The following is a 16,464-nucleotide window of genomic DNA, read 5'->3' as shown; positions in this document are numbered from 1 at the left end:
GGCGCCCGGTCACCCCTTCTCCAGATAGTCCGCCTGCTCGTCGCGCAGCAGGGCGGCGAGCTGTTCCCGCAGCAGCGGATGCGCCTCGAGCGTGGGGTCGCCTTGGACGAGTTCGCTCGCCGCGGCCCGCGCGGAGGTGATCAGCGGCTCGTCCCGCAGCAGCGAGAGCAGTTTCAGCGAGCGACGCCGCCCGGACTGCGCCGCGCCGAGCACGTCGCCCTCGCGTCGCTGTTCCACGTCGAGGCGGGCGAGTTCGAAGCCGTCCGTGGTCGCGGCGACCGCGTCCAGGCGCTCGCGCGCCGGGGTGCCGGCCCGCGCGTCGGACACGAGCAGGCACAGCCCGGCGTGTCCGCCGCGGCCTACCCGGCCGCGCAGCTGATGCAGCTGCGACACGCCGAAGCGGTCGGCGTCGAGGATGGTCATCACGGTCGCGTTCGGCACGTCGACGCCGACCTCGATCACAGTTGTGGCGACGAGGACGTCGATCCGGCCCGCGGCGAAGTCGGTCATCGCGCGGTCCTTCTCATCCGAGGAGAGCCGGCCGTGCAGCGCGGCGATCCGCAAGCCGTGCAGCGGGCCTTCGGCGAGCATCGGCAGCACGTCGACGACCGCGAGCGGCGGCCGCGGGCTGTCCCCGTCGAGGCCGAGATCGCTGTCGTCGGCGCCGAGGAGGTCGCCCGGATCCTCTACGTCCGGCCCGCCGGCGGCGAAGTCCGCCTCGAACTCGGCCATGTCCGCGCCGATCCGCGGGCAGACGACGTAGGCCTGCCGGCCTGCGGCGACCTCCTCGCGGATCCGTTGCCAGCCGCGCTCGAGCCACGCCGGCTTCTCCGCCGTCGGCACGACCGACGTCGCGATCGGCGACCGGCCGAGCGGCAACTCGCGCAGCGTCGAGGTCTCGAGGTCGCCGAAGACCGTCATCGCGACGGTGCGCGGGATCGGCGTCGCGGTCATCACGAGCACGTGGGGCGGCTGCGCCGCCTTCGCCCGCAGGGCGTCGCGCTGCTCGACGCCGAAGCGGTGCTGCTCGTCGACGACGACGAGGCCGAGATCGGCGAACTGCACGTGCTGCTGGATGAGGGCGTGCGTGCCCACGACCACGCCCGCCTCTCCGCTCGCGGCCGCGAGCAGCGCCGTCTTGCGCGCGGCAGCGGGCAACGACCCGGTCAGCAGCGTGACGCGAGTGGCGCGATCGGCGCCGCCGAGCTGACCGCCGCGCGCGAGCGGCCCGAGCATCGTCTCGATCGTGCGGGCGTGCTGGGTGGCGAGCACCTCCGTCGGCGCCAGGAACGCGGCCTGACCGCCGGCGTCGACGACCTGCAACATCGCGCGCAGCGCCACCACGGTCTTGCCGGAACCGACCTCGCCCTGCAGCAGCCGGTGCATCGGATGCGGCGCGGCGAGCTCGGCGGCAAGCGTCTCCCCCACCTCCCGTTGCCCCGCGGTCAGTTCGAACGGCAGCGACGAGTCGAACCCGTCGAGCAGCCCGCCAGGTCGGGGCGGTCGGGGCGTCGCCGGGTTGGCGCTGGCCAGGGCGCGCCGCTGGGCGAGGACCAACTGGATGCCGAGCGCCTCGTCCCAGGCCAGCCTGCGGCGCGCGGCCTGCCACTGGCGGAGGTCGTCCGGCTCGTGCATCGCGCGCAACGCGACGTCCAGCTCCAGCAGCCCGTGCCGGGCGCGCACGGCGGCGTCGAGGGGGTCCGGGATCAGGTCGAGCACCAGCAGCGTCTGCCGGACGGCGTTCGAGATCGTCCAGGTGCGCACGGCCTGCGTCGCCGGGTAGACCGGGATCAGCCGGCCGGCGTAGATGTCCGCCTCGGCGTCCGCAGTCTCGTCTGCGTCGTCAGCGGTGCTGAGCAGCAGATAGTCCGGATGCACGAGCTGCCGGGTGTTGCGGAACTGGCCCACCTTGCCCGAGAACAAGCCGCGCCGCCCTGGTTGCAGGTCCTTCGCCCGCCAGGCGCCCTTGCCGAAGAACACCAGCTGCAGGCTCGCCGTCCGGTCCCCGACCGTGACTTCCAGCCGAGATCCCCGACTCGAACGGCGCGGGGTGGCGGCCAGGACGTCGGCGAGCACGGTGACCTCGTCGTCGACGCGCAGCTTCGCGAGCTCGGTCAGCTCACCGCGCTCGGCCATCCGGCGCGGGTAGTGCGCGAGCAGGTCGCGCACGGCCCGCATGTCGAAGGCCTTTTCCAGCGCCTTCGCGGTGCGCAGGCCGACGGTGTCGACGAGCGGGGTGTCGAGCGTGGGCACGTCACTCGACTCCGAAGATCAGCGGCACGTCCGGCTGGCCGCCGGCATACACGCAGACGTCGGTCAGCGGCGCGCGGGCGCGGACGTGCCGCTCGATCAGCTCGGGCAGCCCGGCCGCGGCGTTCTCGCCGACGAGGACGGTCATCAGCTCCGCGCCCACGCCGAGCAGCCGGTCGACGACGGCGAGCGCGACGTCCTGCAAGTTCTGCCCGATCTCGACGACCTCGCCGTCGATGAGGCCGAGGACGTCGCCGGGCTGGCAGATGCCGACCGCGGTGAGCGCCTCGGCGCCGGCGACGACGAGCTCGGCGAACCGGGTCGCCGCGGCGGCCTCGGCCATTGCGACGACGTCGTCGTCGACGCGGCGTGCGGCGTCGTGCACGGCGACGGCGGCCAAACCCTGCACCGGAGATCGAGTGGGCACCACCCACACCCGCATCCCCTGCGCGCGGCCCAGCGCGGCCGCCGACTCCGCGAGACCCGCGACCCGTGTCGCGTTGGGGACCAGCACGACCTCGCGCGCGCCGGTGGCCCGCATCGCCGCCACGACGTCGTCGACGGACGGGGCGTCGTCGGCCCCGCCGTCGACCACTCGCACTCCCTCGCGTTCGAACAGGTGCGTCAGCCCCGCGCCGGGCGCGACGGCCAGCACCGCGGACGGCCCGTCGTCGTGCGGAGCGGCAGTCACCAGCGGCACGACGCTGATGCCGTGCGGCCGGCCCGCGATCACACCCGCCTCGATCGCGGCGCCGACGTCGTCAACGTGCACGTGCACCTTCCAGCGGCCCTGGCCGGTGGGCATGACGGCGATGGAGTCGCCGAGCGCGGCGAGCTGGTGCTTGAGGCCGTCGATCGCCGCGGCGTCGGCAGCCAGCGCGAACTGCACCTCGTAGGCCGGGATCGCGACGGCCGGCTGCCGCCCCGGATCCGGCGAGCCCAAATCTGTTGAGCGCAGCGGCGTCCGCACCGGCGCGAGCGTCGCCGGTTCGCCGGTGACGACCCGGACGAGCGCGTCGAGGACGAGCACAAAGGCCCGACCCCCCGCGTCGACGACGCCGGCCTGGGCGAGCTGCGGCAGCTGCTCAGGGGTGCGCTGCAGCGCACGGTCGGCATGCGCCGTGGCCGCTCGCGCGACGGCTGCGAGGTCGGCGGGCCCGTCGGCCGCCGAGTCGGCCGCAGCGCGCGTCGCCCCGTCGGCGGCCGCGCGGGCGACGGTGAGCATCGTGCCGTCGACCGGCGTGACGACCGCGGCCCGGGCCAGCGTGGCGCCGCGGTCGAGGCCGTCGGCCAGCGCGACGGCGGAGGCGGCCCCGTCGCCGAGCGACCCGGCAGCGGGCACGCCGGCAGCGGCGGCCGCGATGCCGGCCAGGATCTGGGAGATGATGAAGCCGGAGTTGCCGAGCGCCCCTGCCGCAGCGCCGGACGCCCACGCTGCCAGCACCGCGGGCGCGCCCGGCTCGGGCCGGCCGACCCGAGCCGAGCAGGCGGCGGCCACCGCGTCGTCGGCCGCGCGCAAGGTCGTGAGCATGTTCGCGCCGGTGTCCGAGTCGGCCACCGGAAACACGTTCAGCGCGTCGATCTGCGCGCGGTGGGCGTCGAGCAGCTCGACCGCGGTGCGGCTCCACCGCTGCACGGCGGCCGCGTCCAGCGCGTCGAGCACGGGCACTCCTCGCAAACGGGTCGGCCGGACGATACTGTCGCGCCGCCGCGCAATGGCGAAGGACCGGGCCGGGAACGAGGCCAGACGCAGTTTGGCCGCGTCGATCGGCAGCGGTTAGACTACTCAGGTTGCCCGATTCCGCCTCGGGTGCTCGGCCGGCCGTGCTGGCCGCCGAAACAAGATCTCTGACCGATCCGCGTCCCAAGGAGTACCAGTGGCCAGCGTCTGCGATGTCTGCGGCAAGGGTCCGGGCTTCGGCATGTCCGTCTCGCACTCACACCGCCGGACCCACCGCCGGTGGAACCCGAACGTGCAGTCCGTCCGCGCGATCGTGGCGCCCGGCACCCGCCGCCGCCTGCGCGTCTGCACCTCCTGCCTCAAGGCCGGCAAGGTGACCCGCGGCTGACCCCGCCGCCTGACCGTCGACCCAAGGCCCGTCTCGCCTTTGCGAGGCGGGCCGTCGTCGTCGACGCCTCGAGTCGCATGCGATCATGCGGCGGTGGTGGGCGGACGCGGCGCGGAGCTCGCCCGGTTGGCGGAGTTGCTCGCTGACGACACGCCCGTCGTCCTGGTCGGCGAGGCCGGAGTCGGCAAGACGACCGTGCTGCGAGCCGCCGCGTCGGCAGCCGGCCGGCCGGTGTTCGAGGGCGGCGCGCTGTCGACGCTCGACTGGCTCGACTACCTGGCGTTCGAGCGCGCGCTGCAGCGGCCGCTGGTCGGCGCTGACGCGACCGCGGTCGCCCAGGACGTCGAAGCGGCGGTCGGCGCCGGCGTGCTGCTGCTCGACGACCTGCACTGGGCGGCGCACACGACTCTCGACGTCGCGGCGCGGCTGGCCGGTCGGGTGGCCGTGCTCGCCGGTGTGCGCAGCGGCGAACCGAGCACCGACCGCGCCGTCGCGCAGCTGCGATCGGCGGGGTATGAGGTCGTCACCTTGCCCGGGCTGACCGAGGAGCAGTCGGCCCAGCTCGTCGCCGCGCTGCGGCCGGACCTCTCGCCGGGCGGCCGGGCGCAGCTGCTCGCCCGGGCCGGGGGCAACCCGCTGCTGCTGCGCGAGCTCGCGGCGACCGGCGAACCGTCGGCGTCGCTGCGCCTGGCGATCGAGGCGCGGTTGCGCAAGCTCGGGCCGGTCGGCCAAGACGCGTTCAATCTGCTCGCTCTCGCTGGCCGGCCGGTCAGCGCGGCGGCAGTCGGCGAGATCGGCGTCAAGAAACTGGTCGACGCCGACCTCGCCGTGCTCGTCGCCGACCGCTCAGCCGGCGGGGCGCCGATGGTGGAGGCGCGGCACGCTCTGCTCGCAGAGATCGCGGCCGACCGGCTGGCCGCGGACGAGGCGCGCGCGCTGCACAAGCGCATCGCCGACGAGGTCCGGGACGACGGCGAGGCCGCCCGCCACCTGCTACTGGCCGGGCAGAGCGAGTTGGCTTACGCCGCTGCCCTGCGCGCCGCCGATGCCACGACCCGCCCGGCCGAACGGGCCCGGCACCTCGCTGTCGCCGCCGCGTGCGCCGTCGGGCCGGACGCCGACGAGCTGCGCCTGCGCGCGGCTCGCGCGCTCGAGTTGGTCAACCACTGGGACGAGATGACCCGCACGCTCGACCTGATCGACCCCGCCAACACCGACGCGCGCGCCGCGGCGTGCCTGCTGCGCGCCCGCGGCGCCTACACCGCGGGCGACGTCGAGGGGTTGCGAGCCGCGTTGAGCGCCGGCCTCGAACTGGCCGGCGGCGCCGACAGCGACACGGCCGGCGGCGCCGACAGCGACACGGCCGGCGGCGCCGACAGCGACACACGGGTGCGGCTGCTGATCGAGCAGACCCGCGTCCCGGTATTCGTCGACTTCGACGCCGAGGCCGGGATGGCCGCCGCGGAACGCGGGTTGCAGCTGGCTGCGGAGCACGGCGTCGACCTCGCCCGCGCCCATTACCTGCACGGGACGGCTGCGGCGATCTTCGACCGGCCCGGCGCCGTCGAAGGCCTCGAGCGGGCGATCCGGCTGGCCGCCGAGGCGGCCGACACCGTCACCGAGCTGTTGGCGGCGACCAACTTGATCTCCACGCACGAGATGAGCGGCGACCCGGCCGCCGGGCGCGCGCTCGCCCGGCGATACCGCGATCGGGCCGCCGAGCTCGGTCTCGGCGAGTGGGAGCGAATGATGCGCGTGACGCTCGTCGGGCTCGACTTCCACGCCGGTGACTACTCGAGCGTGCTCGACGAGGCCGAGGATCTGCTCGCCGAAACGCTGGACGCCCGCGCGCAGGGCCAGCTGCTCGAGTTGTTCTGCGTCGCGCTGGTGGACGTCGGCCGGGCTGATGAGGCGCTGCGCCGGCTCGCCGCCGCGCAGAGCCGGCTGGCGGACGACTCCCGGGGCCGCATGGAGGCGCTGTGGGTGCGGCTGGAGGCGGCGTTCTGGACCGGCCGGCCGGCCGAGGCGTTGCGCTACGCCGACGAGTACACGAGCGCTCACGAGAGCGACGTGAACACATTGTTCGGCTGCGTCAGCCGGTCCTGGGCGCGACTGGATCTGGGCATCGATCCCGGCGAGCCGGCGAGCCCGCAGGAGCGGCCGATCCTGCGGGCGATCCCGCTCGAGATGGCCGGCGTTCGGGAATTGCATCGAGGCGACGGCGCGCATGCGGCCGAACTGTTGCGCGAAGCGGCGCGGCTGTGGGCGCCCTACCACCGTCGCGGCGAGCTGCGCTGCCTGTGGGGCGCCGCCGAGGCCGCCCGCCGCGCCGGGTCCGAGGACGCCGTGCGACTGCTCGAAGCGGTGGAGGCGCGCGCACGTCAACACGGCATGGCGCCGCTGCTCGGCCGCGTTCACCGCTCGTTGCGCGCGGCGGGCGAGCGCCGATCGGCGCCGCGCGTCCGCGACGCCGGCGACGCGCTGACCGGACGGCAGCGCGAGCTGCTGCAGCTGGTCGGGGCCGGGCTCACCAACGCCCAGATCGCGAGCCGGCTGGGGATCTCGCGGCACACGGTGGTGACCCAGCTGTCCTCGGCGTCGGCAAAGCTCGGCGCGGTGAGCCGAGCGCAGGCCGCCGCGCTCGCCTGACGCCACCCCGGACCCCTGCCTTGGCGCCTGAGTTGGTCAAGATTTAGGCCGAAAACGCGACCATCTCAGGCGCCAAGGCAGGGCAACATCAGGTGGTGAGCAGGTTCCTCGTGCTGGAGCAGCACCGGGCGGACGCCGTCGCAGCAGCCGCTACGCAGTTCGCCGGGCCGGTCGCGCGCGCGACACCGGGTTTTGCGCGTGACGACCGGCGCGACGCGGCGGCGGGTCTGCAGCGCGGCCGAACCGTGCGGGTGGGCCGTGTCGCGAACGCCGAGGACGCCGCCACTGCGGTGCTCTGCGCCGTCGCCGGCGCCGATCTCGTCGTGGACGCGGCCGCGCCGCGCGAGGTGATCGACCGGCTCTGCGACGACCTTCGGCGCCTTGGCGAGGTGGAGCATCGGATCGGCCCGCCGCCGAGCGGGCTGGACGCCGATCAGCGCTCGTTGCTCGCGCTGCTGCTCGGCGGCGCGACGCTCGGCCAGGCCGCGCGCGAATTGCACCTCTCGCGGCGCACCGCCGACCGCCGGCTGGCCGCCGCGCGCGCCGCGCTCGGCGCGCGCACCACCAGCGAGGCCGTCGCCGCAGCCGCGCGGGCCGGAGTCGCGCCGGTGACGCCGGGCGGGTAAGCGTTCACGGCGTCGCAGCAGGGCGGTCAGGATCGTCGGTCAGGTCACGGCGGTAGAACAGCGCGCCGGTCTGGCACGCGTAATGCCCGAAGGCCGCTGTCGGCCGGTAGCCGGCAGCCTCGTACATCGCGATTGCGGCAGGCTGCTGCGGGCCGGTGTTCAACACCATGTGGCGGATCCCCGTGGCGCACGCCGCGCCCTCGAGCTCGGCGAGCAGGGCCCGGGCCAGGCCGCGGCGACGGGCCACGCCGCGCACGTACATCCGCTTGATCTCGGCGCTGCCATCGGCCAGGCGCCTCCAGCCGCCCATCGCGACCGGCTCGCCGTCGAGCAGCCCCACCAGGAAGAGCCCGGCCGGCGGCGAGAACTGCGCCGCGTCGATCGCGGCGCCATCCGGGCCGCCGTAGAGCTGGACGTAGTGCTCCTGCACCTCGGCTTCCATAGCTCGCACGTCGGCGTCGTCGTAGGGACGGACTTCGACCTCGAACACCCATGGAATCTAACCCGCGGCAATACCGGCTGCGTCTATTCCCGTGGTCAGCGGAAGTGCTCGTGACCGCCGTGCGGCCAGCGCCGGCCGTCGACCCGCACACCTGGCTCGGCGTCGGTCGCGGCGCCGATGACACGCCACGGGTCGGGCAGGTCGGCGCCCTTCGGGAAGGTCGCCACGAGCGCGTAGTCGTCGCCGCCGGTGAGCACCCACACCAGCGGATCGACGTTGAGCGCCGCGCCCACCTCGCGCAGCTTGGCCGGGACGTCGAGCAGTTCGCCGCGCAATTCGAGTCGCACCCCGCTCGCCGCGGCGACGTGTCCGAGGTCGGCGACCAGCCCGTCGCTGACGTCGGTCATCGCGGTCGCGCCGAGCTGCGCGGCGTGCGGGCCCTCGAAGTAGGGCGGCTCGGGACGTCGGTGCGCGGAGACCACCTGCACCGGCGAGCGGAACCCGCGGCTCAGCACCGCGAAGCCGGCCGCCGCCCAGCCGAGCCGCCCGCACACCGCGACGACGTCCCCAGGGCGGGCGCCCGCCAGCGTCACCGGCGGGCGGCCGCCGAGATCGCCCAAGGCCGTCAGCGCCAAGGTGATCTGCTCGGCGGCCGTCACGTCGCCGCCGACCAGCGCGGCGTCGACGTGGCTGCATTCCTCGCGCAGCCCCGCCATCAACCCGTCCGTCCAGGACAGCTCGAGCGAGCCGGGAACGCCCAGCGCCGCGACGAGCGCGGTCGGTGTGGCGCCCATCGCGACGATGTCGGAGAACGCCCGCGCCACCGCCTTGTGCCCGACGTCGTCCGCGGCCGACCAGTCGCGGCGGAAGTGCCGGTTCTCGACGAGCATGTCCGTCGAGACCACGACCCGGCCGTCCTCGGCGCGCACGACCGCGGCGTCGTCGCCCGGGCCGATCAGCACCGCCGGCGTCCGCTCGAGCCCGGCCGTCACCCGCGCGATCAGACCGAACTCGCCGACCTCGGAAACGGTGATGACCCTCGCCCCTTCACTGCTGTTGCCGGCCGACCGGCGCCGAACTCGACGCGTCGCCCTGCGCTACGTTCTACCGGTCCGCAAAGCTCTTTCGAGGGAGGGACGCGCCGCTCGGCGCGGGTGGTGATGAGCGTCAGCGCGTACATCCTGATCCAGACCGAGGTGGGCAAGGCTGCCGCGGTCGCCGAAGAGATCGCCGGGCTTGCGGGCGTGACCAGTGCTGAGGACGTCACCGGGCCGTACGACGTGGTCGTGCGCGCCGAGGCGGACACCGTCGACGAGCTGGGCCGGCTGGTGGTCGCGAAGGTGCAAGGCGTGCCGGGAATCACCCGCACGCTGACCTGCCCGGTCGTCCACCTGTAACCGGCCGCCAACACCTGCCGGAGCCACTCATCGACCCGGTCCGCCGTCGAGCGGCGCTGATCGCGACAGCGGTCACCGTGCCATTCGTCGTGATCGCGGCCTTCGCGCTCGCCGCGATCACCGGCAACACCGGCAGCTCCACGCCGTCGAGCAGCGGCGCGCCGCTGCCGGCGATCTCGGCCTCGGCGCCCCCGCAGGCCACCGCGCAGGCGGCGAACTGCGCCAAGGTGCTCGCGGCGCTGCCGGTGTCGCTGGGCAAGCTCACGCCGCGTGTGGTGCACACCAAGCCCGACACCCCAAACGTCGTGGCATGGGGCGATCCGGCCGTCGTGCTGTCCTGCGGAGCGGGTCGTCCGAAAGACCTGGTCCCAGGCTCGTCGGCCAAGTTCGTGGTCGCGGGACCCGCTGCCGGCCCCTGGTACGACGTCACGACCGCAGGAGGCGGCGACGTCTTCACCACCGTGGACCGAGCGGCCTATATCTCGATCTCGGTGCCGGCCAAGTACCCGGTCGTGAACGTGATGCCGCCGTTGTCCGACGCCATCGCGAAGGCCCTGCCCGCCGTGTGCGACGGCAGCGGCACGGCGGCCGACCCAGACGATCTGTGCACCCGCCGCAAGTGAGGCGTCAGCGTTCGAGCCGCCGCCGGGCGGCCTCGTCGGCGGCGCGGGCAAAGGACCCCACCAGCCCCTGCAGCGCCAGCGGGCGCATCCGCTCCAGGATCGCCACGACCTGCTCGTGGTCCAGCGCCCCGCGCTGGTACGGCCCCCAGATCGCCTTGGCGAACAGGTCGGTCAGCCCGTCGGCGACGGCCGCGGCGTGCGTGCGGATGATCGACGCGGACTCCTCGAGCACGCTATGCGGAACCGGCAGCGCGAGAAGGTCGATCGCATGCCCGAGCAATGCGGGCGAGGCGCGGAACCGGCCGTCCGGCAGCCGCTCCAGCGCCGCCACCCGGATCAGGAAATCCTCTTGCTCGTCGGTGATCCGCCGGCCGATCCGGCGTTCGAGCGCCGCGCGGTCGAACTCCTCGGTCGCGTCCGGCAGCCACGGGGCGAGCACGGCGCCCTGGACGGCGTACTCGGCCGGCGAGGCGTCGGCGGAGAGCCGAGCCAGCACCCGCTGGATCGCCGACAGCGTGTAGCCGTGCTCCTGCAACGTTCGGATGAGGTCGAGCCGCATCCGATGCCGGCCGTCGTAAAAGGCCACCCGGCCGCGACGCTCGGGCGGCGGCAGCAGGCCCTCGCTGGCGTAGAAGCGCACGGTGCGCACCGTCAGCCCGGTCCGCGCCGCGAGCTCGTCGACCGTGTACTCGTCGACCGTGTACTCGTCGACGGTGTACTCGTCGCTCGGCTGCCCAGCCGGCGGGCTGTTCGCCGGTTCGGTCGCCGCCTCTGCCATGGTTGTCGAGGGTAAACCGCGCCGGCCGAGCCGCTGTTTGCGCGCCGACGGCGTCGGCCGAGCCACAAACACTGGCGCGCCGCGCATCGTGACAGTAGAACTGGAACGGTCGGCTGCTCAGCGAAACAAGGCCGCACGAATCAGAACTGTCGAGACAGGACGGTAGGACGATGACCGAAGCATTCATCTACGACGCGGTGCGCACGCCCCGCGGCCGCGGCAAGGACACCGGATCGCTGCACGGCACGAAGCCGGTGTCGCTGGTGGTCGGCCTGCTCGAGGAGCTCCGCAAGCGCAACGCCCAGCTCGACCCGGCAGCGGTCGAGGACGTCATCCTCGGCTGCGTGTCGCCGGTCGGCGAGCAGGGCGCCGACATCGCCCGCACCGCCGCGCTGGCCGCGGGCTACGAGACGTCCGGCCCGGGCTTCCAGCTCAACCGGTTCTGCGCCTCCGGCTTGGAGGCTGTGAACGTCGCCGCGCAGAAGGTGCGCTCCGGCTGGGAGGACCTCATCGTCGCCGGCGGCGTCGAGTCGATGTCCCGGGTGCCGATGGGCTCCGACGGCGGCCCGTGGGCGCAGGACCCGGAGACGGCCTACGCGACCAGCTTCGTGCCGCAGGGCGTCAGCGCCGACCTGATCGCGACGCTCGAGGGATTCAGCCGCACCGACGTCGACACCTACGCCGCCGAGTCGCAGCTGCGCGCGGCGAAGGCGATTGCGGACGGCGCGTTCGCCAACTCGGTCATCCCGGTGTTGGACCTGAATGGCGCCATCGTGCTCGACCACGACGAGTTCCCGCGGCCCGGCACGACCGTCGAATCCTTGGGCGGCCTCAAGCCGAGCTTCGCCGCGGTGGGCGAGATGGGCGGCTTCGACGCGGTCGCGCTGCAGAAGTACCACTGGGTCGAGAAGATCGACCACGTGCACACGCCGGGCAACTCCTCCGGCATCGTCGACGGCGCCGGTCTGGTGCTCGTCGGCAACGAGGCGGCGGGCACCGCCAACGGACTGACCCCGCGGGCGCGCATCATCTCGGTCGGCGTCGTGGGCTCCGAGCCGACGATCATGCTCACCGGCCCGACGCCGTCGGCGGAGAAGGCGCTGGCCAAGGCCGGCCTGACGGTCGAGGACATCGACCTCTGGGAGCTGAACGAGGCGTTCGCGGCGGTCGTCCTCAAGTTCATGAAGGACCTGAAGATCCCGCATGAGTTGCTGAACGTGAACGGCGGCGCCATCGCGTTGGGCCACCCGCTCGGCGCAACCGGCGCGATGATCCTCGGCACGCTGGTCGACGAGCTCGAGCGTCGCGACCTGCGGCGCGGCCTGGCCACGCTGTGCATCGGCGGCGGCATGGGCGTCGCGACCATCGTCGAGAGGGTCTGAGCATGACTGACACGATCCGCTGGGAGCAGGACGGCGAGGGCATCGTCACGCTGACCCTCGACGACCCCAACCAGCGCGCCAACACGATGAACGACGACTTCCGCTCGTCGCTGACCGCCGCCGTCGACCGGCTCGAGGCCGAGAAGGAATCCGTCACCGGCGTCATCGTCGCCTCGGCGAAGGACACCTTCTTCGCCGGCGGCGATCTCAAGCTGCTCGCCCAGGTGACGCCGGAGAACGCCGAGGAGTTCACCGCGGGCATCGAGAAGATCAAGTCCGACTTCCGCCGCTTCGAGAAGCTCGGCAAGCCGACCGTCGCCGCGCTGAACGGCGCGGCGCTCGGCGGCGGCCTGGAGATCGCGCTCGCCTGCAACCGGCGCATCGCGCTGGACAACCCGAAGGCGCAGTTCGGCCTGCCCGAGGTCACCCTCGGCCTGCTGCCCGGCGCCGGCGGCGTCACCCGCATCACCCGGCTGCTCGGCCTCGGCGACGGCCTGATGAAGGTGCTGCTGCAGGGCACCCGCTATAAGCCGGCCGACGCGGTAGGCGTCGGCATCGTCGACGAGCTGGCCGCGACGCCCGACGAGCTGCTGGATAAGGCACGCGCCTGGATCAAGGCGAATCCCGCGACCGAGCAGCCGTGGGACGCGAAGGGCTACCGGATGCCGGGCGGCTCGCCGAGCAGCCCGAAGCTCGCGGGCATGCTGCCCGCGTTCCCGGGCAACCTGAAAAAGCAGCTCAAGGGCGCCCCGATGCCTGCGCCGCACCACATCATGTGCGCTGCGGTCGAGGGGGCGACGGTCGACTTCGACACCGCGCTGAAGGTCGAGGGCCGCTATTTCGTCAACCTGGTCACCGGCCAGGTCGCGAAGAACATGATCCAGGCGTTCTGGTTCGACCTGAACTCGATCAACGCCGGCGGCTCGCGGCCGGCCGGCTACGACAAGCGGCCCGCGCAGAAGGTGGCCGTGCTCGGCGCCGGCATGATGGGCGCCGGCATCGCCTATGTCAGCGCGCGCAACGGCATGCAGGTCGTGCTCAAGGACGTCTCGATCGAGGCGGCCGAGAAGGGCAAGGACTACTCGAAGAAGCTGCTCGACAAGGCCGTCTCCCGCGGGAAATTGGAGCAGGCCAAGGCCGACGAAGTGCTGGCTCGGATCACGCCAAGCGCCGATTACGCCGACCTCGCCGGCTGCGACCTCGTCGTCGAGGCCGTGTTCGAGAAGGTGTCGCTCAAGCACGAAGTCTTCGGCCAGACCGAGGGCGTCGTCGCGCCGGACGCGCTGCTCGGGTCGAACACGTCCACGCTGCCGATCACCTCGCTGGCCGAGGGCGTCGAGCGGAAGAAGGACTTCATCGGCCTGCACTTCTTCTCACCGGTCGACAAGATGCCGCTGTTGGAGATCATCCGCGGCGAGCAGACCTCGGACGAGGCGTTGGCCCGAGCGCTCGACTACGCGGCGCAGATCAAGAAGACGCCGATCGTCGTCAACGACAGCCGCGGCTTCTTCACCTCGCGCGTCATCGGGACGTTCGTCAACGAGGCGGTGGCGATGCTCGGCGAGGGCGTCGTGCCGTCGACCATCGAACAGGCGACCCTGCAGGCCGGCTACCCGGTCGGCGCGCTGCAGCTGGCTGACGAGCTGAACCTCGAGCTGTTCCTGAAGATCCGCAACGAAACCCGCGACGCGTTGGGCGACGCCTACGCGCGGCATCCCGCCGAGGACGTCGTCGAGAAGATGGTCGAGCTCGGCCGGCCGGGCCGGCTCAAGGGCGCGGGCTTCTACGACTACGACGAGTCGGGCAAACGTCTTGGGCTGTGGTCGGGATTGGCCGAGCACTTCCCGTCGCAGGGCGATCCGTCCAAGGTCGACCTGCACAAGCTCGGCGAGCGGATGCTGGTGATCGAGGCGGTCGAGTCGGCGCGCTGCGTCGAAGAGGGCGTGCTGATCACGACCGCGGACGCGAACATCGGCTCGATCATGGGCATCGGCTTCCCGCCGTGGACCGGCGGCGTGCTGCAGTACATCAACGGGTTCGACTCCGGGGCCGGCGTGACAGCGTTCGTCGCGCGTGCCGACGAGTTCGCCGCGGAGTACGGCCCGCGCTTCGAGCCGAATCCGCTGCTGCGCAAGAAGGCGGAGAACGGCGAGACCTTCTAGCCCGTGCACGTCGCGCGTTGTCCTCGCGTCACCGGCCCATAGCCCGACGACGCGCGGACAACTCCCGAAGCGGGGGCGGCTCGATCGAAAGGCGGACGATGGCCGGACCGCTCGACGGGGTGCGGGTGCTGGAGCTGCCCGCGATCGGCCCGGTGCCGTTCCTCGGCATGCTGCTCGCCGATCTCGGCGCGGAGGTCGTCCGCGTCGACAAGCTGTCCGGGTCGGCGGGGCTCGCGGACGTGCTGGCCGCCAGCCCGATGGGACGCGGGCGGCGCTCGATCGGGCTGGATCTGCGCAAGTCGGGCGCGGCGGAGATCGTGCTGCGGCTGGCCGAGCGGTGCGACGCGCTCATCGAGGGATTCCGGCCGGGCGTGGCCGAACGGCTCGGCGTCGGCCCGGACGCGGTGCTCGCCCGGAACCCGCGCCTGGTCTACGGCCGGATGACCGGCTGGGGACAGGACGGCCCGCTCGCGAGCACCGCCGGGCACGACTTGACCTACCTCGCGATCACCGGCCTGCTGCACGGCATCGGCCCGGCAGCAGGCCCGCCGACGCCGCCGATCAACTACGTCGCCGACTTCGGCGGGGGCGCGATGTTCCTCGCCACCGGCCTGCTCGCCGCGCTGCTGTCCGCCCGCGCGACCGGCGTCGGCCAGGTCGTGGACGCCGCGATGACCGACGGCGCGTCCTACCTCGCGTCCATGACCCGGGTCTTCGCGGCCAGCGGCGGGTGGCAGGACCGGCGCGAGTCGAACCTGCTGGACGGCGGGGCGCCGAACTACCGCTGCTACGAGTGCGCGGACGGCAAATGGGTCGCTGTCGGGCCGCTCGAGCCGCAGTTCTGGGCCGAACTGGTGCGCGCGCTCGAACTCGACCCGGCGACGACTCCGTCGCCCTACTCCCCCGCCGACTGGGACGCCTGCGCCGCCGTGCTCAGCGAGGCGTTCCGCGGCCGGACCCGCGACGAGTGGGCCGCGGTGTTCGAGCCGCTGGACGCCTGCGTCGCGCCGGTGCTCACCCTGGCCGAGTCGCTGCGGCACCCGCACAACGTGGCGCGTGGGACGTTCGTCGAAGTGGACGGCGCCGCGATGCCCGGGCCGGCGCCGCGCTTCTCGGCGACGCCGGCCGCGGCGGCCGCGCACGTCGAGCCGCTCGGCGGCGCGACGGGCGCGGTGCTCGGCGAGCTGGGCTTCGGCGAGGACGAGCTGGCGGAGCTGCGGGCTGCCGGAGCGATCGCCTGAGGGCGCCCACACCTCGACAGTCGTCCTCGCTCGGCGGGGTCATCCGCCGACGTGGCGCGGACAACTTGCGGTGTCGGCGCCCTAGGGCAGCATCGCGGGCATGGACTACAAACTCGAGTTGGTCTGCGTGCCGGTCACCGATGTCGACGTCGCAAAGGAGTTCTACGTCGACAAGGTGGGCTTCCACGCCGATCACGATCAGCGCGTCGACGACTCGCTTCGTTTCGTGCAGCTGACCCCGCCCGGGTCGGGTTGCTCGATCTGCTTCGGCGAGGGGCTGACCACGATGTCGCCTGGCTCGCTCGAGGGGCTGCAGCTCGTGGTCGACGACGCGGACGCCGCGCACGAGGAGCTCGCCGCCCGCGGCGTGCCGGTCAGCGACGTCGCCGACTTGCCCTGGGGCCGGTTCGTGTACTTCGCCGATCCGGACGGCAACGCCTGGAACGTGCAGGAGATCAAGCGGCTGCCCGCGACGGAAACCGGATAGCCGCATCCGAGCCCGCATAGGGTGGCGACGTGGCCAGCGTCCCGGAACGCCGCCGCACGTCGGTGCTCGCGTGGGCGCTCGCCGTTTTGTTGCTCACCACCGGCACGGACCACTTCCTGTCGCCGTCGGGGTTCGAGGCCATTGTGCCGCGGTTCCTGGGCTCGCCTGCGCTGTGGGTTCGGGCGAGCGGCGTCGCGGAGCTGGCCGTCGCGGTGGGCCTCGCCGTGCGCCGGACCCGCCGCGCTGCGGCCATCGCGGCCGTCATCCTCTTCGTCGCGGTGTTTCCGGCCAACATCAAGATGGCGCTCGATTCCGGCAGCGGACGCGGCTGGACCAATCAACCGTGGGTCGCGTGGGG

General features: G+C 73.2%; 14 protein-coding genes and 1 pseudogene. 10 read left to right on the top strand and 5 right to left on the bottom strand.

All coding sequences use genetic code 11. From position 1 onward, the window contains the following. Positions 1–9: 9 nt before the first annotated feature. Positions 10–2,253 carry an ATP-dependent DNA helicase RecG gene (gene recG, locus ACFFBG_RS14675; RefSeq protein WP_375479965.1) on the bottom strand — a complete coding sequence of 748 codons (2,244 nt, stop codon included), beginning with the start codon at positions 2,251–2,253 and terminating at the stop codon, positions 10–12. A gap of 1 nt (position 2,254) precedes the next feature. Then, positions 2,255–3,913, bottom strand: coding sequence for a DAK2 domain-containing protein (locus ACFFBG_RS14670; RefSeq protein ID WP_375479963.1), 1,659 nt, complete (start codon positions 3,911–3,913; stop codon positions 2,255–2,257). 214 nt (positions 3,914–4,127) lie between these two features. Here ACFFBG_RS14670 and rpmB point away from each other — a divergent pair, with 214 nt between their 5' ends. From rpmB to ACFFBG_RS14655, 3 genes are all read left to right on the top strand, one after another. Then, positions 4,128–4,319 carry a 50S ribosomal protein L28 gene (gene rpmB, locus ACFFBG_RS14665; protein ID WP_375479961.1) on the top strand — a complete coding sequence of 64 codons (192 nt, stop codon included), beginning with the start codon at positions 4,128–4,130 and terminating at the stop codon, positions 4,317–4,319. A gap of 93 nt (positions 4,320–4,412) precedes the next feature. Beyond that, positions 4,413–6,968, top strand: a complete 2,556-nt coding sequence (locus ACFFBG_RS14660) for a LuxR C-terminal-related transcriptional regulator (RefSeq protein ID WP_375479959.1) — start codon at positions 4,413–4,415, stop codon at positions 6,966–6,968. 95 nt (positions 6,969–7,063) lie between these two features. Further along, on the top strand, positions 7,064–7,594 hold the full coding sequence (locus ACFFBG_RS14655; protein ID WP_375479957.1) for a hypothetical protein: 531 nt from the start codon (positions 7,064–7,066) through the stop codon (positions 7,592–7,594). 4 nt (positions 7,595–7,598) lie between these two features. On the opposite strand, the gene ACFFBG_RS14650 is transcribed toward ACFFBG_RS14655, so the two are convergent. Both ACFFBG_RS14650 and ACFFBG_RS14645 read right to left on the bottom strand, forming a co-directional pair. After that, entirely contained in the window at positions 7,599–8,084 is a 486-nt protein-coding gene (locus ACFFBG_RS14650; protein ID WP_375479955.1) for a GNAT family N-acetyltransferase, read from the bottom strand. 47 nt (positions 8,085–8,131) lie between these two features. Continuing rightward, positions 8,132–9,070: a thiamine-phosphate kinase gene (locus tag ACFFBG_RS14645; RefSeq protein ID WP_375480053.1), complete on the bottom strand. Its 939-nt coding sequence runs from the start codon at positions 9,068–9,070 to the stop codon at positions 8,132–8,134. A gap of 126 nt (positions 9,071–9,196) precedes the next feature. Here ACFFBG_RS14645 and ACFFBG_RS14640 point away from each other — a divergent pair, with 126 nt between their 5' ends. Together ACFFBG_RS14640 and ACFFBG_RS14635 are read left to right on the top strand one after the other, a co-directional pair. Continuing rightward, entirely contained in the window at positions 9,197–9,433 is a 237-nt protein-coding gene (locus ACFFBG_RS14640; protein ID WP_375479953.1) for an Lrp/AsnC family transcriptional regulator, read from the top strand. A gap of 77 nt (positions 9,434–9,510) precedes the next feature. Further along, positions 9,511–10,056 (top strand): DUF3515 family protein, encoded by a 546-nt coding sequence (locus tag ACFFBG_RS14635; RefSeq protein WP_375479951.1) that lies wholly within the window; start codon positions 9,511–9,513, stop codon positions 10,054–10,056. A 4-nt stretch (positions 10,057–10,060) separates the two neighbouring features. Here ACFFBG_RS14635 and ACFFBG_RS14630 read toward each other — a convergent pair whose 3' ends face one another. Further along, positions 10,061–10,834: a MerR family transcriptional regulator gene (locus ACFFBG_RS14630; protein WP_375479949.1), complete on the bottom strand. Its 774-nt coding sequence runs from the start codon at positions 10,832–10,834 to the stop codon at positions 10,061–10,063. 170 nt (positions 10,835–11,004) lie between these two features. Between ACFFBG_RS14630 and ACFFBG_RS14625 the strand changes: the two genes are divergently transcribed. The 5 genes and pseudogenes from ACFFBG_RS14625 to ACFFBG_RS14605 all read left to right on the top strand — a co-directional run. Next, the gene (locus ACFFBG_RS14625; protein ID WP_375479947.1) at positions 11,005–12,216 is read left to right on the top strand and encodes an acetyl-CoA C-acetyltransferase; all 1,212 of its coding nucleotides are present in this window, start codon (positions 11,005–11,007) and stop codon (positions 12,214–12,216) included. Beyond that, on the top strand, positions 12,213–14,378 hold the full coding sequence (locus tag ACFFBG_RS14620) for a 3-hydroxyacyl-CoA dehydrogenase NAD-binding domain-containing protein (RefSeq protein ID WP_375480051.1): 2,166 nt from the start codon (positions 12,213–12,215) through the stop codon (positions 14,376–14,378). The genes ACFFBG_RS14625 and ACFFBG_RS14620 overlap by 4 nt, the downstream gene beginning before the upstream one ends. Before the next feature lie 98 nt (positions 14,379–14,476). Beyond that, positions 14,477–15,619, top strand: a complete 1,143-nt coding sequence (locus ACFFBG_RS14615) for a CaiB/BaiF CoA transferase family protein (RefSeq protein WP_375479945.1) — start codon at positions 14,477–14,479, stop codon at positions 15,617–15,619. A 100-nt stretch (positions 15,620–15,719) separates the two neighbouring features. Next, positions 15,720–16,106 carry a glyoxalase superfamily protein gene (locus tag ACFFBG_RS14610; protein WP_375479943.1) on the top strand — a complete coding sequence of 129 codons (387 nt, stop codon included), beginning with the start codon at positions 15,720–15,722 and terminating at the stop codon, positions 16,104–16,106. 29 nt (positions 16,107–16,135) lie between these two features. Then, positions 16,136–16,372, top strand: a pseudogene (locus ACFFBG_RS14605) (MauE/DoxX family redox-associated membrane protein); the annotation flags it as partial. Between the last annotated feature and the right edge of the window lie 92 nt (positions 16,373–16,464).

The organism is uncultured Jatrophihabitans sp. (assembly GCF_964251945.1).
Lineage (GTDB): Bacteria > Actinomycetota > Actinomycetes > Mycobacteriales > Jatrophihabitantaceae > Jatrophihabitans.
The sequence above is the reverse complement of the archived record's forward strand: the minus strand, read 5'-3'. Positions and strand labels throughout refer to the sequence as shown.

Coding starts and splice junctions, on each gene's coding strand:
- ACFFBG_RS14615 (WP_375479945.1), top strand. CDS start 14,477: ATGGCCGGACCGCTCGACGGGGTGCGGGTGCTGGAGCTGCCCGCGATC.
- ACFFBG_RS14640 (WP_375479953.1), top strand. CDS start 9,197: ATGAGCGTCAGCGCGTACATCCTGATCCAGACCGAGGTGGGCAAGGCT.
- ACFFBG_RS14610 (WP_375479943.1), top strand. CDS start 15,720: ATGGACTACAAACTCGAGTTGGTCTGCGTGCCGGTCACCGATGTCGAC.
- ACFFBG_RS14625 (WP_375479947.1), top strand. CDS start 11,005: ATGACCGAAGCATTCATCTACGACGCGGTGCGCACGCCCCGCGGCCGC.
- ACFFBG_RS14630 (WP_375479949.1), bottom strand. CDS start 10,834: ATGGCAGAGGCGGCGACCGAACCGGCGAACAGCCCGCCGGCTGGGCAG.